This window comes from Caulobacter sp. FG121 (genome assembly GCF_057809815.1).
In genome coordinates this window covers 353645-375664 of sequence record NZ_JBMDKR010000001.1, presented here as the reverse complement: position 1 = coordinate 375664, position 22020 = coordinate 353645, and the positions used below count along the sequence as shown (strand labels likewise).

Here is a 22020-nt window from a genome sequence, read left to right as displayed (position 1 = left end):
GGGGTTAGGCCTCGTCACGAACCTTCGCTACGTAGATTTGCAGCCGTTGAATGGCATCTGCGACAAGTTGCTGAATGTCGTGATCGTCGAGGTGCCGGGGAAATCGTCGGACTGCTTCTAGGCTGGTTAGAGCTTCGTCGATCTCCCCCAAGGCCTCTTCATCAATTTCGGTCTTATCTTGCCATCGATACATGTGGGTCAGCTCATGAGCGACCGCTGCCTTCATACTGAGAGAGGAGTTCGGATCCACGACGTTCGGACCAGGATAGATGTCTGATCCGAATACAATCTCGTGAACTTCCACTTCCTCTTCCTCGTAGACTCGAAATCGCGTCCTAGCCCCCTGCTCATGCCGCACCGGTGCAAGTCGATCCATCCCCATGAAGGTGTTTCGCGCCCGACTCGCCTCGTGGCCGGTCAAAGGAGCGACATGTCGGCCCGTTAGCAGCGAGTCCTTGTTCTTCGGCATAGAAGGTCTCAGCGCCGCGCAAGGAATTCAAGATCATGAGGGGCGTCTGGCAAGGCCAGAAACTGTCGAAGAATCCGTCCGCATTCGCCGCGAGCCGCTCCTGTATTTAGTACAGTCATCCTAGTTTGGTCACGATTGGGTTTTTCAACACCGACGGCGACCCAAAGCGGATTTCGCTTATCAAAGAAATCACCGGACCACCCGCGGAAAGTATATCGACAATCTCGTGCAAGACGAGATAGTCGTTTTCTCCATCGCTGCCTTGCTTTATCCGTGCCTAGGTTTGCAAGATCGGTATTATATTCTTTCATCGTTGCCGCGTAGCCGTGCATCATTACGGCGGCGTCGACTAGAGAGGCGCGCCGACTTGCCGCGCGTGCGGGGGCGGGAAGGTGGCCCAATTCTGGGCGGACGCTCGCGAGCAGGTCGTAGAATTCTGCCGCGACGAGCGCCAAACCATCTAGCTCGGGTGCTTCGAGGGTTTGCTCAGCCGCAAATGTTTTCATCATTTCTCGAAGTGTCGAGAGGGTCATGACCTGCGGATTTTTTGCAACGAGACGATCCGTCACACGATTTACATTTCCGGTAAGATTATCGGAATGGTCTATGACTCGCTTAGCAAGTAAGGAAAGGTCATCATGCGTTGTAAGATCGTATGCTTTTGATTTAGCGGTGGGTTTTGTTCTTTGATTTTTGTCAAAAAAGTAGTTTCCCTCATCTTCTCGGCTCAGGAAATACAATTCAATTTTGAATTCCTTGGAGTCTGAGAATTTCGGATAGTCACGTTTGGCGTTCCGCCAAATATTTACGGCCTTTACGATCGCTTGTTGTCTATGGTGAGAATCAGGAAGGTATATCTTTCCAGAATATATGTATAACTCGTCCGTATCGGTATTTGAGTATGCCTCGAAATTTGATGGCCTGAGGTTCCAAATTAGCGGATTCAAGAAAAGTTGCTCACCCTTCAGGAGTTTTTCCACAATATCGTTGGCATTGTCGGCGTCGAATATATAATTCGAGCTATCCGGATAGCCTCCTGCAAGTGAAAGTTCGCGAGGCGGTGAGGGGTGAACGTCCGGCTGGATGCCGCGTTGTACGTCTTGATCCGTCCATAGGATGCCGCCGGCGGCAGCGTCCGCCAGCTCACCCGCAGTGATCGAGAAGGTCGCTAGTGTGTCTGGCCCGCCATCTGTCCACTGGACCCCAGGACAAGTGAATCGACCACGGTAGATCGTTTCGTTGGCCCCCATTTTGGGTTTTGGGAGTAGTCCATCGATCTTTGCGTCAATGCTCACGGCGGCCCTCGACGAGAAAATAGAGCATCACTCTACTGCGGATTGTTCGTGGGGCAACTGGCGTGAAATTCTGATGGACGGAAATCGACGTATGGAAGCAGGGGCGCACACTCTTTTCTGCTCTCACCCCCTTCATCTCATGCCAAGATCATCGCCGACCGGCCCAGGTCACTCAAGGCCGGGCCTGCGGCCCGCCGCGCGCGGGCGCTCGCACAGCGCGCCTTGACTGACCCGGGCCGGTCGGCAGGCTGGCCTGCGTGAGATTTGGGACTTCCTCCCCGCGAAGCCGGGGAGGGGGACCACGCGGAGCGTGGTGGAGGGGGCGGCGCGGACGTCAGCGGCCCCGTCCTGAATTCCGGTCTTTCCGGGGAGTCCGGCGCTGACCCCTCCACCGCCTGGCGGCGGTCCCCCTCCCCGGCGCGCTTCGCTTGCGGGGAGGATTCTCCCGGGGGAATTCCGCCGATCCCCGCGCCCAACCCCCTGAAATCCCTCACCTCCATCCCCGCTACGCTACAGCGCGAAACAATCTGTCCCACACCCCTCCGCCCCGCCCCCATACTCACCTCATCCCGCTGCAGGGGAGGGCGTCTCGGCCAGGCGATCCGATGCGGCGGCGGGGTGGAGTTCGAGCGGGAAGCTCCGACGGCGTCAGTCGTTCAGGTCCCTCATCGTCGGCGTTGGAGCCGGGCGGAGAGATCAGACCGGAACGGCCTCTGGCCGGAGGGGCGGCAGGTGAGCGGGGGTTACGCTCACGGTCTGGGGAGGGCTTCGCCGCCCCCCGCCCGCCGGAGGCTTCTGCCGGCCAAGCGCTAAGAGCGCTGCCTACCGGCGGCCACCGGATAACGGATTTCGCGGCGCGCGACGGTCTTCCCACCGCTTGCACCCTCTACCCACAAACATCCGGGCAAGCCCGGAGCGCGCCGCGCCCTCCTCATCCTTCACTGCCCGTGAAGTCGCGTAGTCATGTCCACAGACGGATCAGACTGCCCCGTTGACTCCCGCCGCCTGACAAGAACAAAATAAGAACATGCTCATCCCCGGTCCCATCCCCCATCCCCTGCCGCCGGGGCGGCGATCTGCGCCTCGCCGGTGAATGGCGCGGATGTTCCAGATCCTGCGCACCGCCATGCCGGCGCCGGGCGACACGCTGAAGTTCGAGTGCGGCGCCTGCAAACACCAGGCAAGCTGGACCCGCCGCAGGGCCTTCGCCACCTTCGGCGAGGGCGCCTCGCCCTACGATGTGCGCAAGGGCCTCAAATGCAGCCGCTGCCGCGAGACGCGCGACATCAGGGTGTGGATTTGACGCCGCGCCCGGCGGGGCCGTAGCGTCGGCGCCATGTGCAACGCCTACAATCTGACGACCAGCCTGTTCGCCATCGGCGAGGCGCTCGCGGGCCAACTGGACCAGGGCCTGGTCCTGCCGGACGGGGTGACGGCGGCGAGCTCCAACCTGCCGGTGCCCGAGGCGCTCTATCCGAAGAAGGACGGCCTGTTCCTGCGGCCTGTCGACGGCGGGGTGGAGCCGGTCGTCGGCCGCTGGGGCTTTGTGCCGTTCAATCACAAGGGCCCGCTCAAGGCGGTCAAGTTCCCGATGAACAACGCCCGGTCCGAGACCATGGCGAGCAAGTGGCCGTTCCGCGAGGCGACGGCCCGCCGCCGCTGCCTGATCCCGATGACCGCCTTCACCGAATGGACCGGCCCGGTCGGAAGCAAGACCCGCCACGCCATCACGGCCGCCGGCGGGGGCCTGCTGTTCGCCGCCGGCCTGTGGGAGGACAGCAACCCCGACGAGGGGCCGCTGACCAGCTACACCATGGTCATGACCGCCACGCAGCCGGGCGACGACATGGCCCCGTTCCACGATCGCCAGCCGGTGCTGCTCGACGCCGGCCGCGCGGCGACCTGGCTCGACCTGACCGCCGACTACGCCCCGATCCTGACCGCCCTGCCGCCGGGCGCGCTGGCCTTCGACCCGCCGGAGCCGGCTGCGGGATAGGATGAACTATCGCCGCGAGGAGCCTCTGATGGCCAAGCCGCTGGACCGCGAAGGCATCGCCGCCGCCATGCGCGACACCGCATGGAAGGCCGTTCACGGCACACGCGAGGAGCGCTCGGGAGTGTTCAATCCTGCTCCCGCAAAGACCCTCGCCGCCAGAACCGCCCCGCAGCGCGCGGTGAAGCGGGGCGGCTGAGCCGACGATACCCCGGGCTCCGCAAGGCGACTCCGCCCCTCGCAAGAGGAAGAAGGTTGCCGCCCCGGCTCCCTCAACCTATCACCGTTCACATGTCCCCCGCCGATCCCGCCCAGCCCCCGTCACCGGAGGCGCCGTCGACCGCGCCCCGGTTCGCGGCGGCGTCGCTGATCGCGGTGGTGTTCATCAACATGCTCGGCTTCGGGATCATCGTCCCGCTGCTGCCGTTCTACGCCCATTCGTTCAACGCCCCGGCCTGGCAGATGGCGCTGATCTTCTCGGCCTATTCGGTCGGAGCCTTCTTCGGCGAGCCGTTCTGGGGCCGGCTGTCGGACCGCTACGGCCGCAAGCCGATCCTGATCTCGACGATCACGGCCAACGGGCTCTGCTACCTCTGCCTGGCCTTCGCGCCGAACATCGGCATGGCCTTTCTCATCCGCCTGCTCGGCGGGCTGGCGGCCGGCAACGGGGCGGTGATCCAGGGCTATATCGCCGACGTCACTCCGGTGGCGAAGCGCGCGCGCCAGCTCAGCTACCAGGGCGCGGCCTGGAACGTCGGCCTGATCGTCGGGCCCTCGATCGGCGGGCTGTTCGCCCATACCGGCATCGGCCCGGCGGGCTTCCGCATCCCGCTGTTCATCGCCTCGGGCCTGGCCTTCCTCTGCGTGGCCGCCGTGGTCACGGTGATCCGCGAGAGCCGTATCCGCGAGACCAGCTTCTCGCACCGGGCCAGCCGTTGGGCGGCGCTGGACGAGGCGCTGCGCCATCCCGTGATCGGCCGGCTGATCCTGCTGACCTTCCTCGTCGGCTTCGCCTTCACAGGCATCGAGTCGGTATTCGGCCTCTGGGCCCAGGCCCGCTTCGACTGGACGCCGCGCAACATCGGCTTCGCCTTCGCCTGCGTCGGGGTCTGCGCCTTCCTGTCCCAGACCCTGCTGACCGGCCGCCTTTCGGAGCGCTACGGCGCCGGGCCGATGCTGGCCGTCGGCATGGCGCTGGCGACCGTGTCGATGCTGCTGCAGATCGTCTCGACCGGCGGGGTGATGACCACGGTGCTGATGTGCCTCAACGCGATCGGCAGCTCGGTGGCCTTCCCCAATGTCGGGGCGCTGATCTCCGGCGCCGCCGACCCGCATCGCCAGGGCCAGATCATGGGCCTCAACAACGCCGCCGGAGCCCTCGCGCGGGTGGCCGGACCGCTCAGCGCCGGCCTGATCTTCGCCAAGGTGATCAACGGCCCCTTCATCCTCGGCGCGGCCGTGGTCGCCCCCGCGATCCTGCTGGCCCTGTCGGCCAGTCTACGGGCGGCGGCGAGCAGGGACTCGACCGTTCACTGAACGGCGGTCTAGGCTGGGGCATGACCCACGCCCGCCTGATCCCCGCCGTCCTGTTCGCCCTGGCCCTGTCGGCCTGTGACAAGCCCGCTCCGGCCGCCGCGCCGCCGCCGGCCATGGCGCCCGCGCCGGAGGCGGGTCTGGCGCTCGATCTCGACAGCGGCGGGCTGACCATCGTCATCGCCGACACCGGCTCGACCCGGCCGGTCGCCTTCGGCCTGGCCAAGGCCGACGCCCTGTCGATGCTCAACAAGGCCGAGGGCGTGGCGGGCAAGGAGAGCGTCAACAGCGAGTGCGGCGCCGGTCCGCTGACCTTCGTCGAATGGCCCGACGGCCTGACCGCCCTGTTCCAGGACGGCAAGTTCGCCGGCTGGACGGTTGACGAGCGCGGCAGCGGTTCGCTGGGCTTCATGAACGGCGTCGGTATCGGCTCGACCCGTGCCGAGCTGCTCGCGCAATTCCCGGCGACCACGGTCGAGGAAAGCACGCTCGGCATCGAGTTCACGATCGACGCCGACGCCCCCGTCGGCGGCCTGCTGGCCGGCCGCGACGCCGCAGCCAAGATCACCGACCTCTGGGCAGGCGTGACCTGCATGTTCCGCTAGGCGGCTCCGATGCGCGGCGCGGCGCCTCCGGTCTCCACCGACGCCTATCTGGACGGCCTGCCCGACGCCCAGCGCGCGGCGCTGCAGGCCCTCCGCGCGACGGTGCTGGACGTCATCCCGAACGCGGTGGAGTGCATCAGCTACGGCATGCCGGCCTTCCGGCTGAACGGGAAGGTGGTCTGCTACTTCGCAGCGGCGAAGGGCCACTGCGCCTTCTATCCCGGTGGTCTGGTCGACGCTTTCCTGCCGGAGCTCGACGGCTTCTCGACCAGCAAGGGCACGATCCGCTTCCAGCCGGACCGGCCGATCCCCGAACCCCTGCTGCGCCGGATCATCGCCGACGCGGTGGAGCGTACGATCGCCCGGAGCCGCACGTGACGGACGTCGCCATCCGCAGCCTCACCGCCGCCGACGTCGACGCCTTCCGCGCCCTGCGGATCGAGGCGATGACGGCCGAGCCGGAGTCTTTCGGCACCGACATCCTCGAGGAGCGGGCCAAGACCGTCGAGGCGAGCGCCGCCACGCTGGCGGCCACGACCCTGTTTGGCGGCTTCGTTGACGGCGAACTCGTCGCCATGGCCGGCTTCGCGCGACACAAGGCCCTGCGCGAACAGCACAAGGGCACGGTCTGGAGCATGTACGTCCGCGCCTCGGCCCGCGGCCGGGGCCTCGGCGGCCGGCTGCTCGATGCGGTGATCGACCATGCCCGCGGCGAGGTCGAAGTCCTGCAACTCGTCGTGGTCTCGACCAACACGGCGGCGGTTGCGCTCTACGAAAGCCGGGGCTTCCAGCGCTGGGGCCTCGAGCCGTTCGCGCTGAAACTGGGGGAGGGGCGCTTCACGACGGACGGCTACTACTGGATGCCCCTGACCCGGGGCGCGCCCTAAGACCGTGTTAACGCGACACATTCTAAACTTCAGGGGAATTTGGGGCCGTCCCGGCGGCCCGTCTGAAGGCAGGACGCATGTCCGTAACCCGCACCAGCAACTTCCGTCGTCCGAACGACCACTTCGAGCCGGAGGACCAGAGCGATCCCCAGGCCCAGCGCCGCATGCGGGGCGTGCTCGAACACATCGACTACACGACCTTCGCGGCCAACAAGGCCGTCATCGGCCAGGCGCTCGGCGCCGGGGACGCGAAGAAGTTCCAGCGGCTGGCCGTGGCGGCCGCGTCCGCCCGCGCGACCTGGGTTGCCCAGGCGCTGGCCGTTTCCGCCGGCGGCGGCAAGATGACGCCGCAGGATCTCAGCCAGCTCACACATCTGCGCCAGACGTTCGAGGAACTGGCCGAGGCCTACGAGGCGATGCGCCGGATGGTCGAGCGCGGCTATATCGGCTTCTCGACGCCGATCGATCCGGTTTGATTATACCCGGACGTTATTGACATTCTATTTTGCCCGGGTAAAAGGCGCGCTCTGTTGAAAGGAGCGCCGTCATGGCCCACGACCCCGAAACCCCCTGCGCCGCGTTTGAAGGTCAGCGCCTGATCGCGGCCGGCCCGCTGTCCGATGTCGCCCCGGCGGTTCGCGGCGTGCTCAACCAGCGTCCCAACGCTTCGGTCCTGATCCTGTCGGATGACGACAGTCGCCGGGTCGAGGTCGATCTGCGCGGCACCGTCGCCGAGGTCGCCGCCCGCGTCGCCGCCGTCGAGGCCAAAGGTCCCGGCCGTCCGAAGCTGGGCGTGGTGCCGCGTGAGGTGACCCTGCTTCCGCGCCACTGGGACTGGCTGGCGGCCCAGCCGGGCGGGGCGTCGGTGGCGCTGCGCAAGCTGGTCGAGGCGGCCCGCAAGGACCCGCGCGAGCGCGCCCGGGCGGCCCGCGACAGCGCCTACACCTTCATGACCACCCTGGCCGGCGACGCACCGGGCTTCGAGGACGCGGTGCGGGCGCTCTATGCGGCCGACGGCGCGGCCTTCGAGACCCATACGGTCGCCTGGCCGGGCGATGTCCGTGACCACGCCCTGCGGCTCGCCGCGCCCTTCTTCGGAGATCCGTCATGAGCCGGGAACGTCGCAAGGAACTGCTGGCGGCCTACAAGGAGCGTAAACCCCGGCCGGGGGTCTTCGCCGTGCGGTGCGCGGCGACGGGCCAGGCCTGGGTCCAGGCGACGCCAAACCTCGACACCTGTCGGAATGGCGTCTGGTTTCCGCTCAAGCTCGGCTCGCATCCCAACAAGGTGCTGCAGGCGGAATGGAAGACCCACGGCGCCGACGCCTTCACCATCGAGGACATCGAGGCGTTGGAAGAAGACGACCTGTCCAACTGGGAGCTGACGAGCAAGCTCAAGAGCCGCGAACGGCACTGGCGCGAGGCCCTGAACGCGACGGCGGTCACGGGCTAGGCGAGGGGACATGCGCCGCTTTCGGTGCGTGTCCCCTAGGTCCGCTGGATAAGGTCCCAGCGGTTGCCGCAGAGGTCCTCGAACACGGCCACGGAACCGTAGGGCTCGCGGCGGGGAAGCTCGAGGAACCGCACGCCGGACGCGGCCATGCGCGCGTGGTCGCGGTCGAAATCGTCGGTCTCGAGGAACAGGAACACGCGCCCGCCACCCTGTTTGCCGATGACGGCCCGCTGGTCGGCGTCAGCCGCCCGGGCCAGCAGCAGACCGCCGCCGGGCGATCCCGGCGGCGCGACCACCACCCAGCGCTTGTCGCCGCCCTGGGCGGTGTCCTCGATCAGGTCGAACCCCAGTTTGCCTGTGAAGAAGGCGATGGCCGGATCATACTCGGCGACGAGCAGAGCGGTCAGGGCGAGGCGCTGGGGCATGAGTCGATCTCCGGAGTCGGATGCAGTCTACGGCCGAAACGCAAAAGGCCCTCCCGTCGGGAGGGCCTCTGCCTTGGACTTTTCGTCAGCCGACTACTGCGGCGGCATGGTCGGGTCCGGCGTCACCGGCGGCGCCATGGGCGACGGCTCGGGCGCGACGATCGGCGGCGGGGCGGCCGGGGCGACGATGACCGGCGGCGTGGTCGGTTCAACCGGAGTCGCTACCGGCGCGGGCGGCGGAACATAGGGTTCATGCACGCTCGTGTCGGCGGGAGGCGTCGGGGCCACCTCGGCCCTGCGCGCCGGCGAAGCGCGACGCGCGGGTTCCGCGCTCCGGGCCCGGATCTCGGGCGCGGGACGGGCGGCCGGGGTCTCTACCACGAGGGGCGGCGGTGCGACCGGCGTGGCTTCGATGGGGGCCGGTTCCACCGGCCTCAACGTGGCCGCCATGGCCACGGGGCGCGGAGCCGGCGTCGCGGCCACGGACTTGCCCGGTCGCGCATTGTCGCCCTGGGCGGTGATCACCAGAACAGCGCCGGCGCACAGGGCGGCGATGCCGATCGGGGCAACCAGGCGCCAGTCGGGTCCCTTGCGGGTTGATACCCCGCTCATGCGGGCGGTCAGGGCGTCGTTACCGACCGGAGAGAACGGCGGGCTGGAGGAAAAAGGTGCGCCACCGGCAGTGGCGGGCATCGGGGCGGCGTTGCCGAACAACGCGAGAGCAGCTTCACGATCCAAAGTCATGGCGGGCCTTTCTGCGGGAATTGACTAGTTGTTCAACGGTCAATCCGCGGAAAGGGTTCCCCTGATATCAAACGGAGATTTGGATAACGACAAGGGCGTCGCGAATGGGGATCCGATACTGAGGTGCACTGGCGCAATGGAAATCATGTCTGAAATATGTGCTTTATTCGGCGAGATTGGGGATCGAATACATGAAGACGATAGGGTCGTCGGTAGTGAGTTCTGACGTCGCCCTTGCGGCCCCCTCGGCGCCGGGCGCCTCGATTACGGGCAGCCGGGTGCGCTCTTTGCGCCACGTTCACCGGCGCGCAATGCCTGACCTCTAGGCTTGGCTTGACCCCAATTCGCTCGACAGGCGAAACATCGGGGGCGTTCGGAGGGCGTACTCATGAAGCTTAAGGCGCGGATCGCGCGCGAGGTCAGGTTCTTCAAGGGCCTCAGTCGCACGTTGAAGTGGGTCAAGCCCATCGCGCCCGACAGCAAGGAGCTGATCTGCGACGATCTGGAGGCGGCGGTCGACCGCTTTCGCGACAGTCCGGCGATCACCTTCGAGGGCAAGACGCTCAGCTATGGCGACGTCGACGCGCTGGCCAACCGCTATGCACACTGGGCCAAGGAACAGGGCATCACGCGCGGTCAGACCGTCGCGCTGTTCATGCCCAACCGCGCCGAGTATCTGGCGATCTGGTACGGCCTGACCAAGGTCGGGGTCGCCACGGCCCTGATCAACACCAACCTGACGGGTGCGCCGCTGGCGCATTGCCTGAACATCTCAGGCGCCCTGCACTGCCTGGTCGACGGCGAGACCTCGCCGGCCTTCGAAGCCGTCCGGGACCAGCTGACCAAGCATATCGCCCAATGGACGCTGGGCCCGGTCGCCGGCGACCGGCGCGATCTTGTCGCCGCGCTGAAGAGCTGCAGCAACCTGCGCCCGGACCGGCTGACGGCTCGCGGCGAGCTGCGGGCCAGCGACACGGCGTTGTGGATCTACACCAGCGGGACGACGGGCCTGCCCAAGGCGGCGCGCATCAACCACATGCGCGTCCAGCTCTACATGCGGGGTTTCGCCGGGGCGACGGGTGCGGAAGCGACCGACCGGATCTATCAGGTGCTGCCGCTCTACCACGCCACCGGCGGGCTGTGCGGCATGGGCGCGGCGCTGCTGACCGGCGCGTCGGTCGTGCTGCGCAAGAAGTTCTCGACGACCCACTTCTGGAAGGACGTGCACGACGAAGCCTGCACGATGTTCGTCTACATCGGCGAACTGTGCCGCTATCTCGTCAACAGCCCGCCCGATCCGCTGGAGCGTGATCACAAACTGCGACTGGCCTTCGGCAACGGTCTTCGGGCCGACGTCTGGGAACAGATGGTCGAGCGCTTCAACATCCCGCAGGTGATGGAGTTCTACGGCTCGACCGAAGGCAATGTGTCGATGTTCAACTTCGACGGCCATGTCGGGGCGATCGGCCGGCTGCCGAAGTGGCTGAAGAAGCGCGCCAACGCCCGCCTGGTCCAGTTCGATGTCGCGACCGAACAGCCTGTCCGCGGCCCGAACGGCTGCTGCATCGAATGCGGCCCCGACCAGATCGGTGAATGCATCGGCAAGATCGACACCAGCGACCCGCGGACCAACTTCACCGGCTACGCCGACAAGGCTTCGACCGAGAAGAAGGTGCTGCGCGACGTCTTCGACAAGGGCGACGCCTGGTTCCGGACCGGCGACCTGATGCGCCAGGACGCGGACGGCTATTTCTACTTCATCGACCGGATCGGCGACACTTTCCGCTGGAAAGGCGAGAACGTGTCGACGGGCGAGGTCGCCGACCAGCTGGCCGAGGCTCCCGGCGTCGAGGAGGCCAACGTCTATGGCGTCGCCGTGCCGCAGCAGGACGGTCGCGCCGGGATGGTCGCCCTGACGGTCAATGACGACTTCGATCTCGCGGCCTTCTACACCCACGTGGAATCGAAGCTGCCGGCCTACGCCCAGCCGCTGTTCCTGCGGCTGCAGCGTCAGATCGAGATCACCGGCACCTTCAAGTATCGCAAGGTCGACCTCGTCGAGGACGGCTTCGACCCTTCGAAGGTCAAGGACCCGCTGTACTTCCGCAATTCCGTGAAGAAGGCCTGGACGAAAATCAGCAAGGCCGCCTTCGAGAAGATCTGCGAAGGCGGGTTCAAGCTCTAGCGGTCAGCCCGGCACAACGATGTAGCCGGCCCGGGGGAAGTGGACGTGAACCGTGCCGACGGCCGCGTCCTCGCGCGCCAGGGTCACGCTGCGCGGCGTCGCCGCGACCAGAAAACCGGACACGGGATCGCGGCCATAGTCGTCCGCCATGACCACGACCTTGTCGCCCGGCGCCAGGCCGAGCGGATCGCGGATATCGTGCTTCAGGCCGGACTCGGGCGCGGTGACCATCGCGATCGCGAGAGCCTCGGCGCCGGACATCTCCGTCGGCTTGCCATGGCCCAGCGCCGCGACGCGTGCGGCCCATTCGCCCAGCTTCGGCATTCCGGCCGTCAGCTCCGCGAGCGCGGGGGGCAGGGCGCCGCCGAGGAACCAGATGTTCATGTAGGCGGCGATGTCGGCGAGGCCGGCGGTCTCGCCGTTCAGCCAGCCGGTGGTCGACTGGGCCAGCTGGTCCTCGAGCCAGGCAGCCTGGGCTCGCCACTGGCCCTTCATCGGTCCGACGGCGGCCTTCATCGCCTTGACGTCGAACGGCCGGCCGGACAGCTGCTCGCGATCCTTCAGAAAGGCCTCGGGCGTCTGGTCGCCCAGCGTGCCGAAGATGATCGGCACCGTCGCCTGGAAGAACGGCCGGTCGGCCCACAGGTTGATCGCCCAGTCGAGGCCGCCCCGCACGGCGCGCGGCTGCGGCCAGCGCCGTTCGATCTCGGCGAGAATGATCTGGGTGTCGCAGTAGATGTCCGCGCCGATCTGCAGCGACGGCGTCCGGCGATAGCCGCCGGTCAGGGGCGTGTAGTCCGGCTTGGGCATCATGTTGGGGATCTTCACCGACCCCCAGGCCAGGCCCTTGAGGCCGAACAGCAGTCGCACCTTCTCCGAGAAGGGCGAGCTGTCGAAGTGATGCAGGATGGGCAGGTCGGTCATGGCGTCTTCCCCGTTTTGTGCATCGGACGCGCCTGCCTTCCCGTCAGTCTACGAGAAAGCACTTTACAATACAAAGTGACGGCGTTATCTCCGGAATCACAGACCATGGCCGGGAGAGGCTGCGATGACCGACGAGAAGATCCAGACCCTGAAAGACGACATCGCCTTCATGCGCGCGCTGGCGCAGGAGGGGCAAAGCGCGCCGCTGCTCGGAGGATCGATCCTGGTCGCCGCCGGCGTGACGTTCGGCGTCGCCGGCGTTGCCCACTGGGCGGTGGTGTCGAAGGTCCTGAACCTGCCGCAGGTCACTCTGGCGTTTATCTGGCCGGGGGCGCTGATCCTGTTCCTCGTCCAGCTGGTCTGGCTGCGACGGGGCGGGAACGCCCGGCCGGGGGCCCAGTCGCCCGGCAACCGCGCCTCGAGCGCGGCCTGGGCGTCGATGGGCTGGACCATCTTCGTAATCAGCCTCGCCATCGGCATTCTCGCCGCCAGGACCCACAGTTCCGTCCCGGTGCTGATCTTCCCGCCGCTGATCCTCGGCCTCTACGGCATGGGCTGGAGCGTCGCCGCGGCCATGACGCGCAAGCGCTGGATCTGGATGACGGCGGTCGGCTCCTACGCCGGGGCGCTGCTGGTAGCCTGGCTCGCGGTCGATCCGATCGTCTATCTGGTCTATTCCGCCGCCCTGCTGCTGTTGATGGCGTTGCCGGGATACATCCTGATGCGTCAGGAACCCTCGGACACGATTTGAGAAAGCGTTCGTCATGACCGACGGATTCGACATCGACCGGATCGACGAGGTCATCCATGGCCGCGTGCGGTTGGGCATCATGGCCTTCCTGTCGGGGGCGGTGACCGCGGACTTCAACACGTTGAAGGCCCGGCTGCAGGCGACCGACGGCAACCTGTCGGCCCACCTGCGCAAGCTCGAGGACGCCGGGTATGTCGCCGTGGCCAAGAGCTTCGTCGACCGCAAGCCGCTCACGACGCTGACGCTGACCGATGCGGGCCGACAGGCCTTCACCACCTACCTCGACGCCATCGGCAAGCTGGTCGACGGTCAGCGGTAGGCCTTGCCGCATTCGCGGACCGCGTTAAGTCCGTCACATGACCCAGACGCGCCGCACCCTGCTTGCCGGACTGACCGCCCTGGCCGCCGGATTCGCGGCCGCCTGCTCTCCGCTGACGATGTTCGCGACGCTCGCGCCGCGCGACCCTGCCAGACGGGGTGCGGCCGGCATCGCCTACGGACCGAACCCGCGTCAGAAGCTCGACATCTACACCCCCGCCGTCCCGGCCCCGGGATTGCCGACAGCGGTGTTCTTCTACGGCGGCTCATGGGATTCCGGCCGGCGCGGCGACTATCGCTGGGTGGGCCAGGCTCTGGCCTCGCGTGGCTTTGTGGCCGTCGTGGCGGACTACCGGCTGTACCCGGAGGTGCGCTTCCCCGACTTCCTCGACGACTGCGCCCTGGCTGTTCGCTGGGCGGCCGACCATGCCGCTCAGTTCGGCGGCGACCCGTCGCACATCGTGCTCGTCGGCCATTCCGCCGGGGCCTACAACGCCATGATGCTGGCGCTGGATCCCGGCTATCTGACCCGCGCCGGCGTTGATCCGAAGGTGATCCGCGGCGTCGCCGGTCTGGCCGGCCCCTACGCCTTCCTGCCGCTGGACGGTCCGGTCACGAAGCGCACCTTCGGCGAGGCCCCCGACCTGACCCTGACCCAGCCGATCCATTTCGTCAGCCCGGACTCACCACCGGTGTTCCTTGCAACCGGAGAGGCCGACACCACGGTCTATCCGCGCAACAGCCGCAAGCTGGAAAAAGCGCTGCGTGACGCCGGCGCGACGGTTCAGGCGGAATACTATCCGGGTATCGATCACGCCGGCATCGTGCTGGCGCTGTCGCGACCGCTGCGGGGCAGGGCCCCGGTTCTCGACCAGTTGACCACCTTCCTGAAGGCCGGCCTCTAGCGTCCAGCCCCGCCGCGCCTATCTAGCGACGATGCGTCTGAACCAGGTCACCGCCTCCGCCCGCGATCTCGCCGCATCGATCGCCTTCTATGAAACCCTCGGCCTGAGGCTGATCGTCCGCAACGATCACTACGCCCGCTTCGAGTGCCCCGACGCCGACGGCGGCGAGCCGCCGACCTTCTCCCTGCATCTCGCGCCGGAAGCGGCCGGCGTCTCGGACACGGTGGTCTATTTCGAGGATGACGATCTCGACGCGACTGTCGCCCGCCTCAAGGCCGCGGGTCTCGCCTTCGACAGCGATCCTGCGGACCAGAGCTGGCAGTGGCGCGAGGCGCGGCTGCGGGATCCGTCAGGCAACAGCGTCTGCCTCTATCGCGCGGGAACGATCCGACGCTTCCCGCCCTGGCGTCTCGGCTAGTCCTGCGACGACCAGCCGTATTTGAGGACCACCGACAGCGTCCAGGCGTCCTTGCCGAGCGACTGCATGTCGTCCAGCCGCCAGCGCCCGCCGGACTGCTCCCAGTAGGTGCGGATCACCTGCGGCTCGCCGCCGTTCTTGAACCGCGTCGTAACGATCATCCGGTCCGGGCGCCCGTCGACGACTTCGCTGGTGAGTGACAGGTCGCTGAGCGTCCAGTCCTGCGAATTGGTCCAGGGGAAGAAGTCTATCCGCCCGACCTCGCCGCCGGCGTCCTTTCGCATGCCCTGCCAGAGCGCCAGCAGGCGCGGCGTGTAGAGCGCGTCAGGGTCGTCATAGGTCTGGTCGCGTGACAGCCGGTCGTAAACGCTCGCGACATAGACGGATGGCGCATCGGTCAGCGCCTGGGCGCGCGCGACAGCAGGGGCCAGCAGGATGAGAACGGCGAGCAAGACAGAACGCATGGGACCCCCGGATTTGCGCCGCCACGCTGCGCCACGGTCCCTCGACTGTCAAAGGCGCTGAAAAACCACCGATACCCGCAATGGGCCAAGCCCTTGTGATTGTTGCGGGATTGGCGCGAAACATCGCGCAGGGACGTTATCTGAACAGCGTTCATCATGCGCCGCAATTGAACGGCAAAGCCTTAGACGCTATATGCCGGGGCTCCAGAGCGGCCGCGATTTTTGTGCGGCGCCGCGAATTTTCCCGGGTAGAGGGACGACGCCATGCTGCTGACCATGATGAAGGCCAAGCTGCACCGCGCCACGGTGACCCAGGCTGACCTCGACTATGAGGGTTCGATCGCCATCGACCGCGATCTGCTCGACCAGTCCGGCATCCTGCCGCACGAGCAGGTGGACGTGCTCAACATCACCAACGGCGCCCGCTTCACCACCTACGCCATCGAGGCGCCGCGTGGGAGCAAGGTGATCGGCGTCAACGGCGCGGCCGCCCGTCTGGTGCAGAAGGGCGACAAGGTCATCGTCGTGACCTACTGTCAGCTGCCGGCCGAAGAAGCCCGCAACTACAATCCAAACGTCGTGCTTCTGGACGACGCGAACCACGTCAAGCACGCGGCCTGATCCAGACGATTGAGTGACGGCGCGTGATGGCGCAGGGTTCTTCCAACAGGAGGATTCCATGCGCACGCCCGTAACCCTGCTCGCCCTGGCCGCTGCTTCGTTGGCGCTGGCCGCCTGCGAACCGACCGGCCCCAAGGGCATCGATTCCGACCTCCTGACCCAGCAGGTCCGCAACGCCATCGGCGATCCCAACACCTGCGTCCTGATCGTCGAGAAGGTGTCCGCGAGGGTCGTTTTCCGCTTCGGCGACTACACCACCTGCGCCACCGCGCGGCCGTCCTGCAACGGGCCCGGAACCATCACCACCGACGATCTGGCGAAACTCGCCGCCGCCGGCGACGCCCGCACCCTGAGCTGCGACGCGCCCGGCGAGGCCGGTGATCGGGTCGGCTGGGCCTCGGGCGCGATCACTCCGACCCCGGGCAAGTCCTACGGCGACCTCGCCTACGCCGCCAACATGCAGGGCCCCGCCGTCCTGCCCGGCCGCGAAATCAAGGTCCGGCTGGAGAGCGCGTTCCGGAAGGCCGGGATGTAGGAATAAGGGGACATGTACCAAAGGTACGTGTCCCCCAATCGAGCGGCTACGGGGTCAGGGGACATGTACCTCCGGTACATGCCCCCACGCACCTACTTCACCAGTTCGAACGTGGCGTTGATGTCGATCCGGACCTTCAGTTCACCGGCCTCGACCGGCGTCGACTCGGCCTTGTCCATGCGGGCCATGGCCAGCATCGGCATCGGCGTGGGCGGGCTGTAGCCGCCCCCTTCGCTGAGGGTCACAAGTCGGGCGATGCGGTAGCCGGTAGCCCTGGCATACAGATCCGCCTTGGCCTGCAGCGCTTTCACGGCGTCCAGCCGCGCGGCGTCCTCGGCCGCGTCGCTGTTCTGCAGCCCGAACGCAATGCCGCCCAGCGAGTTGGCGCCGGCGTTGACCACCGCATCGACGGCGAGGCCCAGCCTGGTCAGGTCCCGCACGACCACGGTCACCTGGTTGGACGCCTGGTAGCCGGTCAGCTTCGGCGGCAGGTTCTCCTGATAGACATACTGCGGGCTCAGGCTGAGGCCGCTGGTCTGGATGTCCTTGTCGGCGATGCCGCCCTTCTTCAGCGCAGCGATCACCTGAGTCATCCGCGTGGCGTTGAGGCGCAGGGCTTCGGCGGCCGTCGGGGCCTCGGTCTGCACGCCGGTGGAGATGGTCGCCATGTCCGGCTTGCGGCTCACCTCACCGGAGGCGGCGAGGCTGAGCGTGGTGGCGCGGAAGAGCGTATCGGCGGTCGCGGTCGGGGCGGACTGCGCCAGCGCGGCGCCGGCAGAGGTGACGGTAATCAGCGCGCCGAGGGCGGCGGCGCGGAAGAGGGCTTTCATGACTGGTCTCCTGATCGGGGCTGGTTGCGTATCCCCGTCGCGATTGTGTTTGGCTGATCCAACATGAACCGGACCTTTAAGGCGTGTTCGGGGCATGCTAACCGGCGCAACTCGCTCTAGAGGCCCGTAGCTCAATGGTTAGAGCTGACCGCTCATAACGGTCTGGTTGGGGGTTCGAGTCCCTCCGGGCCTACCAGCCTTCGCGCCGCACGATGTGCGCCGCTACGGCTCGGCAAGCGAGCGGGGACATGTACCAAAGGTACGTGTCCCCCAATCGTGCGCGCGGGTTTAGGGGACACGTACCTGCGGTACATGTCCCCCTCGGACCACCTGACGCCTGGTCGCGCGACCTTCCCCAACGACCCCCTACCCATCTCCGTCCGCCATCCTTAGGATCGTTGCCAACAACAACGCGCCCCAGGAACAGGACACCCGCCATGAAGACCCGCATCACCGAGATGTTCGGCATCGAGCATCCGATCCTCCAGGGCGGCATGCACTTTGTCGGCTTCGCCGAGATGGCGGCGGCCGTGTCCAACGCGGGCGGCCTGGGCATCATCACCGGCCTGACCCAGCGCACGCCGGACGATCTGGCCAAGGAAATCGCCCGCTGCCGCGAGATGACCGACAAGCCGTTCGGCGTGAACCTCACCTTCCTGCCGTCGGTCAACACGCCGGACTACCCCGGCTATGTGAAGGCGATCATCGAGGGCGGGGTGAAGGCGGTCGAGACCGCCGGCAACAACCCGGCCAAGTGGCTGCCGGCCCTCAAGGACGCCGGCATCAAGGTGATCCACAAATGCACCTCGGTCCGCCACTCGCTGAAGGCCGAGTCCATCGGCTGTGACGCGGTCAGCGTCGACGGTTTCGAATGCGGCGGCCACCCGGGCGAGGATGACGTCGGCAACTGGGTGCTGCTGCCCCGCGCGGCGGAAGAGCTGAAGATCCCGTTCGTCGCCTCGGGCGGCGTGGGCAACGGCGCCCAGCTGGTCGCGGCGCTCGCCATGGGCGCCGACGGCATCAACATGGGCACCCGCTTCATCGCCACGAAGGAAGCGCCGGTCCACCAGAACGTGAAGGACGCCATCGTCGCGGCCAGCGAACTGGACACCCGCCTGGTCATGCGCCCGCTGCGCAACACCGAGCGCGTGCTGGTCAACGCCGGCGTCGAGCGCCTGCTCCAGAAGGAGAAGGAGCTCGGCTCCAACATCAAGTTCGAGGACATCATCGCGGAAGTCGCGGGCGTCTATCCCAAGATCATGATCGAGGGCGACATGGACGTCGGCGCCTGGTCCTGCGGCATGGTCGCCGGCCTGATCCACGACATCCCGACCTGCAAGGAGCTGATCGACCGCATCATGGCCGACGCTCACCAGATCATCAGCCAGCGGCTGGCGAAGTTCGACGCCTCCTGACCGGGGCGTCCCGTTGGAGCGGGGCAGGGCGCGTCAAACGCGCGTCTTGCCTTCCCCAACGAGAGAGCGATTAGGTCGCCGCGTTCACTGACAGGACCGGTTCCATGAAGCTCGATTCCTCCATCTCGGCCGTCATCACCGGCGGGGCCTCGGGCCTCGGCGCTGCGACGGCGCGACGCCTGGCCGCCGACGGCGTCAAGGTCGCCATCTTCGATCTCAACGAGGAACTGGGCGAAGCCCTGGCGAAGGAGCTGGGCGGGGTCTTCTGCAAGGTGAACGTGGCCTCCAGCGAGGAGGTCGACGCCGGTTTCGCCAAGGCCCGCGCGGCGATCGGCCAGGAACGGATCCTGGTCAACTGCGCCGGCGTCGGCGGCGGGGCCAAGACGGTCTCGCGCGACAAGCAGACCGGCGAGATCAAGGAATACCCGCTGGAGAACTTCGAGCGGATCGTCGGCATCAACCTGATCGGGACCTTCCGCTGCATCACCAAGAGCGCGGCCGGCATGCTGACGCTGGACCTGACCGACGAGGGCGAGCGCGGCGCGATCGTCAACACCGCCTCGGTCGCGGCCGAGGACGGCCAGATCGGCCAGGTGGCCTATTCCGCCTCGAAGGCCGGCATCGTCGGCATGACCCTTGTCATCGCCCGCGACCTCGCCAGCGAGTCGATCCGGGTGAACACCATCCTGCCGGGCATCTTCGACACCCCGCTGCTGGGCCGCGCGCCGGAGCATGTGAAGGCCGGGCTCGCCGCCCAGGTGCCCAACCCGCGCCGTCTGGGCGTGCCGGACGAGTATGCCCATCTGGCCCACACCATGATCACCAACGGCTATTTCAACGGCGAGGACGTCCGTCTCGACGGCGCCATTCGCATGACCCCCCGCTGACTTTCGACGCTTTCAAACCCATCCCCTCCGAAGGAACACGACCATGAGTGAAGCCTGGATCATCGACGCCGTCCGCACCCCGCGCGGCATCGGCAAATACGGCAAGGGCGCCCTGTCCGAGATGCACCCGCAGCAGCTGGGCGCCGCCGTGCTCAAGGCGCTGGCCGAGCGCAACAAGATCAACACCGCCGAAGTCGACGACGTGATCTGGGGCACCAGCTCGCAGCGCGGCCCCGCCGCGGGTGACCTCGGCCGCATGTCGGCGCTCGACGCCGGCTATGACATCAAGTCCAGCGGCGTGACTCTCGACCGCTTCTGCGGCTCGGGCATCACCACGGTGAACTTCGCCGCCTCGACCATCATGGCCGGCATGTCCGACATGGTCGTGGCCGGCGGCTGCGAAATGATGTCGATGCCGAACCGTCGCTCGCCGGAAGACGGCCCGGTGACCATGGACCAGGGCAACCTGCGCCTGCGCGCCAGGCACCCCCAGTCGCACCAGGGTATCTGCGCCGACTCCATCGCCACCCTGGAAGGCATCAGCCGTGAAGCCCTCGACGGCCTCGCCCTGGTCAGCCAGCAGCGCGCCGCCGTCGCCATCGCCGAGAACCGGTTCGCGAAGAGCCTGATCCCGGTCTACAAGGAAGACGGCACGCTGGCCCTCGACCACGAGGAATTCCCGCGTCCGCAGACGACCGCCGAAGGCCTCGCGGCCCTGAAGCCGTCGTTCGAAGCCCTGGCCGACGTCCCTCTTGACGCCAACGGCACGACCTTCCGCAAGCTGATCACGGCGGTCTATCCGGACCTGGACATCAAGTTCTTCCACCACGCCGGCAACAGCTCGGGCGTCGTCGATGGCTCGGGCGCCCTGCTGCTGACCTCGCCGGCCTACGCCAAGGCCAACGGCATGACCCCGCGCGCGCGCGTCGTGGCCATGGCCAACATGGGAGACAGCCCCACGCTGATGCTCAACGCGCCGGTGCCCGCCGCCCGCAAGGTCCTGGCCAAGGCCGGCCTGACGGTCGAGGACATCGACCTGTGGGAAATCAACGAAGCGTTCGCCGTGGTGGCCGAGAAGTTCATCCGCGACCTGAAGCTCGACCGGGACAAGGTCAACGTCAACGGCGGCGCCATGGCCCTGGGCCACCCGATCGGCGCCACCGGCTCGATCCTCATCGGCACGATGGTCGACGAGCTGGAGCGGACCGGCAAACGCTACGGCCTGATCACCATGTGCGCCGCCGGCGGCATGGCCCCGGCCATCATCATCGAGCGCATGTAGGCAAGGCTCCTCCCCTTCGGGGGAGGTGGATCGCCTCAGGGCGAGACGGAGGGGGTCCGCTCAGATCGAGCGGGCCCCTTCTGCGTTTCGGAACCCACGCGTCGCGCCCTGCGGTCTCAGCCGCCCACCACCTTCAGCACATGCTCCCACTCCGCCTCGGTCACCGGCTGCACCGACAGCCGGAACGAGGTGATCAGGGACATCTTTTCCAGCGCGGGGTCGGCCTTGGCCTCGGCCAGGGTGAAGGGCCGCGTCAGCGGCGCCACGGCCTTCAGGTCCACGCAGCGGAACACGCCCTTGGCGTCGGTCGGGTCGATGTAGGCCTCGGTGATCACTTCGGCGATGCCGACGATCTCCTTGCCGGCCTGGGAATGGTAGAAGAACACCCGGTCCCCGAGCCGCATGGCCATGAGGTTTAGCTTGGCGGTGTGATTGCGCACACCGGTCCAGGGCTCGCCCTTCGCGCCTGTCGCGACCAGATCGTCCCACGAGAAGACATCCGGTTCGGACTTCACCAGCCAGTACGCCATCGCTCGCTCCTTCGCCGCTGATCCCCTATATCCCTGACATGGCCGAAGCCTTCAACGACCTGAGCCTGTCCGCCGACCGCGAGGCCCGCTACGCCGAGGTCGCCGCCGAGATCGCCTCCGTGCTGGACGGCGAGCCCAACCGCACGGCCCGCATGGCCACGGTCGCCTCGATGCTGGCCGCCAGCTTCGAACACTACTTCTGGACCGGCTTCTATGTCGTCGATCCGGACAAGGCGGATGAGCTGGTCGTCGGCCCCTATCAGGGCACGCTCGGCTGCCTGCGCATCGCCTTCGGCCGCGGCGTCTGCGGCGCGGCCGCGGCCACGGGAAAGACCCAGCTTGTCCCGGATGTGCACGCCTTTCCGGGACACATCGCCTGCGACAGCCGCTCCGCCAGCGAGGTCGTCGTCCCGGTGTTTGGACCCGATGGCGCCCTGATCGCCGTATTTGACGTGGATTCCGACCAGCCGGCCGCCTTTGACGAGACAGACGCCCGCTGGCTGGAGCGAATTCTCGCCTCGGTATTCAGCGGTTAATTTCGGCCCGCTACTT

29 protein-coding genes and 1 tRNA gene are annotated in these 22020 nt (G+C 66.9%); 22 read left to right on the top strand and 8 right to left on the bottom strand.

Annotated features, from left to right (window positions below; genetic code table 11):
- Positions 1–4: 4 nt before the first annotated feature.
- Positions 5–469: a hypothetical protein gene (locus ACODSL_RS01965; RefSeq protein WP_488898946.1), complete on the bottom strand. Its 465-nt coding sequence runs from the start codon at positions 467–469 to the stop codon at positions 5–7.
- A gap of 8 nt (positions 470–477) precedes the next feature.
- Entirely contained in the window at positions 478–1764 is a 1287-nt protein-coding gene (locus ACODSL_RS01960; protein ID WP_488898945.1) for a DNA sulfur modification protein DndB, read from the bottom strand.
- A gap of 1102 nt (positions 1765–2866) precedes the next feature.
- Here ACODSL_RS01960 and ACODSL_RS01955 point away from each other — a divergent pair.
- From ACODSL_RS01955 to ACODSL_RS01910, 10 genes are all read left to right on the top strand, one after another.
- A complete protein-coding gene (locus tag ACODSL_RS01955) occupies positions 2867–3067 on the top strand; it encodes a hypothetical protein (protein ID WP_488898944.1) in 201 nt (66 codons plus the stop codon).
- Positions 3068–3100: 33 nt separating this feature from the next.
- Positions 3101–3760: an SOS response-associated peptidase gene (locus tag ACODSL_RS01950; protein WP_488898943.1), complete on the top strand. Its 660-nt coding sequence runs from the start codon at positions 3101–3103 to the stop codon at positions 3758–3760.
- A 28-nt stretch (positions 3761–3788) separates the two neighbouring features.
- Entirely contained in the window at positions 3789–3956 is a 168-nt protein-coding gene (locus tag ACODSL_RS01945; RefSeq protein ID WP_488898942.1) for a hypothetical protein, read from the top strand.
- A 92-nt stretch (positions 3957–4048) separates the two neighbouring features.
- Complete coding sequence (locus ACODSL_RS01940; RefSeq protein ID WP_488898941.1) at positions 4049–5293, top strand: MFS transporter; 1245 nt, start codon at positions 4049–4051, stop codon at positions 5291–5293.
- A 20-nt stretch (positions 5294–5313) separates the two neighbouring features.
- Entirely contained in the window at positions 5314–5895 is a 582-nt protein-coding gene (locus ACODSL_RS01935) for a hypothetical protein (RefSeq protein WP_488898940.1), read from the top strand.
- Positions 5896–5904: 9 nt separating this feature from the next.
- The gene (locus tag ACODSL_RS01930) at positions 5905–6273 is read left to right on the top strand and encodes an iron chaperone (RefSeq protein ID WP_488898939.1); all 369 of its coding nucleotides are present in this window, start codon (positions 5905–5907) and stop codon (positions 6271–6273) included.
- The gene (locus ACODSL_RS01925) at positions 6270–6782 is read left to right on the top strand and encodes a GNAT family N-acetyltransferase (protein ID WP_488898938.1); all 513 of its coding nucleotides are present in this window, start codon (positions 6270–6272) and stop codon (positions 6780–6782) included. Before ACODSL_RS01930 ends, ACODSL_RS01925 begins: the two co-directional genes overlap by 4 nt.
- A gap of 77 nt (positions 6783–6859) precedes the next feature.
- Positions 6860–7258: a hypothetical protein gene (locus ACODSL_RS01920; protein WP_488898937.1), complete on the top strand. Its 399-nt coding sequence runs from the start codon at positions 6860–6862 to the stop codon at positions 7256–7258.
- A gap of 71 nt (positions 7259–7329) precedes the next feature.
- The gene (locus ACODSL_RS01915; RefSeq protein ID WP_488898936.1) at positions 7330–7893 is read left to right on the top strand and encodes a DUF2239 family protein; all 564 of its coding nucleotides are present in this window, start codon (positions 7330–7332) and stop codon (positions 7891–7893) included.
- The gene (locus tag ACODSL_RS01910) at positions 7890–8234 is read left to right on the top strand and encodes a GIY-YIG nuclease family protein (RefSeq protein WP_488898935.1); all 345 of its coding nucleotides are present in this window, start codon (positions 7890–7892) and stop codon (positions 8232–8234) included. The genes ACODSL_RS01915 and ACODSL_RS01910 overlap by 4 nt, the downstream gene beginning before the upstream one ends.
- 35 nt (positions 8235–8269) lie before the next feature.
- Here the strand turns inward: ACODSL_RS01910 and ACODSL_RS01905 are convergent, their stop codons facing one another.
- Positions 8270–8659 (bottom strand): VOC family protein, encoded by a 390-nt coding sequence (locus ACODSL_RS01905; protein ID WP_488898934.1) that lies wholly within the window; start codon positions 8657–8659, stop codon positions 8270–8272.
- Between the two features lie 93 nt (positions 8660–8752).
- Positions 8753–9403 (bottom strand): hypothetical protein, encoded by a 651-nt coding sequence (locus tag ACODSL_RS01900; RefSeq protein ID WP_488898933.1) that lies wholly within the window; start codon positions 9401–9403, stop codon positions 8753–8755.
- A 388-nt stretch (positions 9404–9791) separates the two neighbouring features.
- Between ACODSL_RS01900 and ACODSL_RS01895 the strand changes: the two genes are divergently transcribed.
- Positions 9792–11588: a long-chain-acyl-CoA synthetase gene (locus tag ACODSL_RS01895; protein ID WP_488898932.1), complete on the top strand. Its 1797-nt coding sequence runs from the start codon at positions 9792–9794 to the stop codon at positions 11586–11588.
- Between the two features lie 3 nt (positions 11589–11591).
- Here ACODSL_RS01895 and ACODSL_RS01890 read toward each other — a convergent pair whose 3' ends face one another.
- The gene (locus ACODSL_RS01890; protein ID WP_488898931.1) at positions 11592–12512 is read right to left on the bottom strand and encodes a glutathione S-transferase family protein; all 921 of its coding nucleotides are present in this window, start codon (positions 12510–12512) and stop codon (positions 11592–11594) included.
- A 124-nt stretch (positions 12513–12636) separates the two neighbouring features.
- On the opposite strand from ACODSL_RS01890, the gene ACODSL_RS01885 reads away from it, so the two are divergent.
- The 4 genes from ACODSL_RS01885 to ACODSL_RS01870 are packed head-to-tail and all read left to right on the top strand — an operon-like array spanning position 12637 to position 14904.
- Positions 12637–13263, top strand: coding sequence for a hypothetical protein (locus ACODSL_RS01885; protein ID WP_488898930.1), 627 nt, complete (start codon positions 12637–12639; stop codon positions 13261–13263).
- 13 nt (positions 13264–13276) lie between these two features.
- Positions 13277–13582, top strand: coding sequence for a winged helix-turn-helix domain-containing protein (locus ACODSL_RS01880; RefSeq protein WP_488898929.1), 306 nt, complete (start codon positions 13277–13279; stop codon positions 13580–13582).
- A 37-nt stretch (positions 13583–13619) separates the two neighbouring features.
- Entirely contained in the window at positions 13620–14486 is an 867-nt protein-coding gene (locus tag ACODSL_RS01875) for an alpha/beta hydrolase (protein WP_488898928.1), read from the top strand.
- Between the two features lie 31 nt (positions 14487–14517).
- The gene (locus ACODSL_RS01870) at positions 14518–14904 is read left to right on the top strand and encodes a VOC family protein (RefSeq protein ID WP_488898927.1); all 387 of its coding nucleotides are present in this window, start codon (positions 14518–14520) and stop codon (positions 14902–14904) included.
- Here the strand turns inward: ACODSL_RS01870 and ACODSL_RS01865 are convergent.
- On the bottom strand, positions 14901–15368 hold the full coding sequence (locus ACODSL_RS01865; protein ID WP_488898926.1) for a hypothetical protein: 468 nt from the start codon (positions 15366–15368) through the stop codon (positions 14901–14903). The two genes, ACODSL_RS01870 and ACODSL_RS01865, sit on opposite strands and share 4 nt — an antisense overlap.
- A gap of 264 nt (positions 15369–15632) precedes the next feature.
- Between ACODSL_RS01865 and panD the strand changes: the two genes are divergently transcribed.
- Entirely contained in the window at positions 15633–15989 is a 357-nt protein-coding gene (gene panD / locus ACODSL_RS01860; RefSeq protein WP_488898925.1) for an aspartate 1-decarboxylase, read from the top strand.
- 58 nt (positions 15990–16047) lie between these two features.
- On the top strand, positions 16048–16524 hold the full coding sequence (locus ACODSL_RS01855) for a hypothetical protein (protein ID WP_488898924.1): 477 nt from the start codon (positions 16048–16050) through the stop codon (positions 16522–16524).
- A 92-nt stretch (positions 16525–16616) separates the two neighbouring features.
- Here ACODSL_RS01855 and ACODSL_RS01850 read toward each other — a convergent pair whose 3' ends face one another.
- Entirely contained in the window at positions 16617–17354 is a 738-nt protein-coding gene (locus ACODSL_RS01850) for an SIMPL domain-containing protein (RefSeq protein ID WP_488898923.1), read from the bottom strand.
- Between the two features lie 120 nt (positions 17355–17474).
- Between ACODSL_RS01850 and ACODSL_RS01845 the strand changes: the two genes are divergently transcribed.
- The 4 genes from ACODSL_RS01845 to ACODSL_RS01830 all read left to right on the top strand — a co-directional run bounded on the left by ACODSL_RS01845 (position 17475) and on the right by ACODSL_RS01830 (position 20938).
- Positions 17475–17550 (top strand) — tRNA-Ile (locus ACODSL_RS01845).
- A gap of 241 nt (positions 17551–17791) precedes the next feature.
- Positions 17792–18769, top strand: a complete 978-nt coding sequence (locus ACODSL_RS01840) for an NAD(P)H-dependent flavin oxidoreductase (protein WP_488898922.1) — start codon at positions 17792–17794, stop codon at positions 18767–18769.
- A gap of 104 nt (positions 18770–18873) precedes the next feature.
- On the top strand, positions 18874–19656 hold the full coding sequence (locus tag ACODSL_RS01835; RefSeq protein ID WP_488898921.1) for an SDR family NAD(P)-dependent oxidoreductase: 783 nt from the start codon (positions 18874–18876) through the stop codon (positions 19654–19656).
- 43 nt (positions 19657–19699) lie between these two features.
- A complete protein-coding gene (locus ACODSL_RS01830) occupies positions 19700–20938 on the top strand; it encodes an acetyl-CoA C-acetyltransferase (RefSeq protein WP_488898920.1) in 1239 nt (412 codons plus the stop codon).
- 116 nt (positions 20939–21054) lie between these two features.
- On the opposite strand, the gene ACODSL_RS01825 is transcribed toward ACODSL_RS01830, so the two are convergent.
- On the bottom strand, positions 21055–21468 hold the full coding sequence (locus tag ACODSL_RS01825) for an EVE domain-containing protein (RefSeq protein WP_488898919.1): 414 nt from the start codon (positions 21466–21468) through the stop codon (positions 21055–21057).
- Positions 21469–21506: 38 nt separating this feature from the next.
- Here ACODSL_RS01825 and ACODSL_RS01820 point away from each other — a divergent pair, with 38 nt between their 5' ends.
- Positions 21507–22004, top strand: a complete 498-nt coding sequence (locus ACODSL_RS01820) for a GAF domain-containing protein (protein ID WP_488898918.1) — start codon at positions 21507–21509, stop codon at positions 22002–22004.
- Positions 22005–22020: the final 16 nt, after the last annotated feature.